Annotated in this window: 1 protein-coding gene; it reads left to right on the top strand. The window is 52.9% G+C overall.

Translation table 11 applies throughout. The features are described 5' to 3' along the window. The coding region (locus F8562_RS12265) for a hypothetical protein (RefSeq protein WP_151891910.1) at positions 1-1,804 on the top strand (1,804 nt) is incomplete at its 5' end. Between the last annotated feature and the right edge of the window lie 164 nt (positions 1,805-1,968).

Below are 1,968 nucleotides of genomic sequence, written 5' to 3'. Positions count from 1 at the left end.
AAACCTGGGTTCAAGCGAAGGCGCTAAACTCGTTGGTGGAATAGGATTTGTATCTCCGGAAATGTTCGGCTACCTGCACGGCGTGACGCCCGACGCCGTTCCTTACTTTCAGGCTGCTGTCGATGAAGGACACGCCAGAGGACTTCCCGTGCAACTGACGGGGAAATATTACGCCACAACCTATCCTCATAAAGTCACTTTACCAGGCGATGACGGGACCGCTTACCCAGGGTGGGTGGCTGCGGGGAATGATGCAAATATTGCTGCGGAATCTGGAAATCATATTTATGCGGCGATTCGACTTTATCCCGACTCCGTTATTATCGGCGACAGTATGCAGAACTGCGCGTTAATCGGAGACTGGGATTCGGATACGCCTGTGATTAACAATAACCAGCACATTGGTTATTTTATTTCCGGTGACTCATCAGACGGTTATATCCGCCCGCAGCTGGTAAATCACGGTGTGCGCAACTTCTTTATCGGTCGCTATGGGAATGGCGTTCTTGACCGGTCCACAGAAGATAATTTCCTCATCCGTGATTGCTGTCTGACGGGCTGGTTTATGGGGGCCGACTCCGTTTGCAACGGCTTCGTTGTCGCCCGTGATTGCTTTACCGGAGACGCCTATGGCGGGGCGTGGACGCAACGAAATGCCGCGGTCACGATTCCGTATCTCCCTCCCTATCCGGCGGCAGAGATTTTCAAAGTGGGCTGGGTTGATGCTATCCGGTATACGAAATATCACTTTTACGGCAAGCCCCGGCTGTTTGGCCCTGCCGATGAGGCGATTGATACGTGGTTCGATACGTATATCTATAAATCCGCCAACTCGGCGCGAACCTCCGCAGGCGGCAGGCTGACAAACAATACCGCCAGCGGCTATTCAGCGCGTTCGTTTCCCGGTATTGCGGGCCGGGCATTCACCGTCCTCAGTCGCTATGGACGTGCGGTGAACGGGGTCTGCCTTGACGATGTGAAAGTACTGGGAACCCACCGCGTCCCGTTCTACACCGACGCAGGCAGTTACAACGTGATTCACACGTCATACGTTGAAAAGACATGTCTCGTTGACACCACAACGACAACCATTGCCGGTAATCAGTTCTATACCGACTATCAGGACCCGTGGAATGCGACACTGACAAAAGCGCCCGCGATGGTTTGTGAGGGTGGTATCACTGTCGACAGAACTGTCGTTTCGGCTGGCGTGGCTACACATCCGTTCAGCCAGAAACCAACAACAATCAACGGCCCGCTCATCATCAACCCGTTCAGGGATGACACCGAAGACTACTCTGCCGTGCAGATTGCAGAGTGGAACAGCGCCGAAGGGAAAACGGTATATCTCTATGATTTCCGTCGTCAGTACAGCGTCCAGCGCCCGATACGTTTTTTTGAGAACACTCAGGAGACGTTCCAGTATTACAAGGGCGTCTGGACGCCGGTTGTCAAATGTGGTTCAGACGTCGTGACGCTGAATACCACGGTGGGAACCTACCGCCGCTCAGGGCGGTTAGTGCATGCGACATTCAGAATAGAAACCACGTCAATGGCGCTGACGACAGGTGGCGCGGTAGTGATATCAGGGCTTCCGTTTACAGTAGCCGCACTGAGCGACGGGGGGTTAACGGTGTCCCCGATAATCTGCAGTCGGGCCGGCTCGGGGATCATCCTCGCGCAAACGAACCCGACCACAAAAGATATTTTGTTGCTGACAAATAGCTCGCCTGCCGCTCTCTCAATAACAGGCGGAACAGGTTTGACTATTTACGGCTCAGTTCAGTACGTTCTGACAGAATAAGGATTTTCCATGTTTACAATAGAGAAAGAAGTTGCGGTTAAACAGGTGACGGCGGATGGAATTGCAGTCGGAACCACTACACTAAAAGTTAGCCTGACATACACCATCGAGAGGATCGAACTTGAAGGGGAGAACGGCATCGCGTTTTATACAGTTACGTCAGG

Source organism: Klebsiella sp. RCJ4 (assembly GCF_009025755.1).
In the GTDB taxonomy this organism is placed as follows: domain Bacteria; phylum Pseudomonadota; class Gammaproteobacteria; order Enterobacterales; family Enterobacteriaceae; genus Klebsiella; species Klebsiella michiganensis.
The sequence above is the reverse complement of the archived record's forward strand: the minus strand, read 5'-3'. Positions and strand labels throughout refer to the sequence as shown.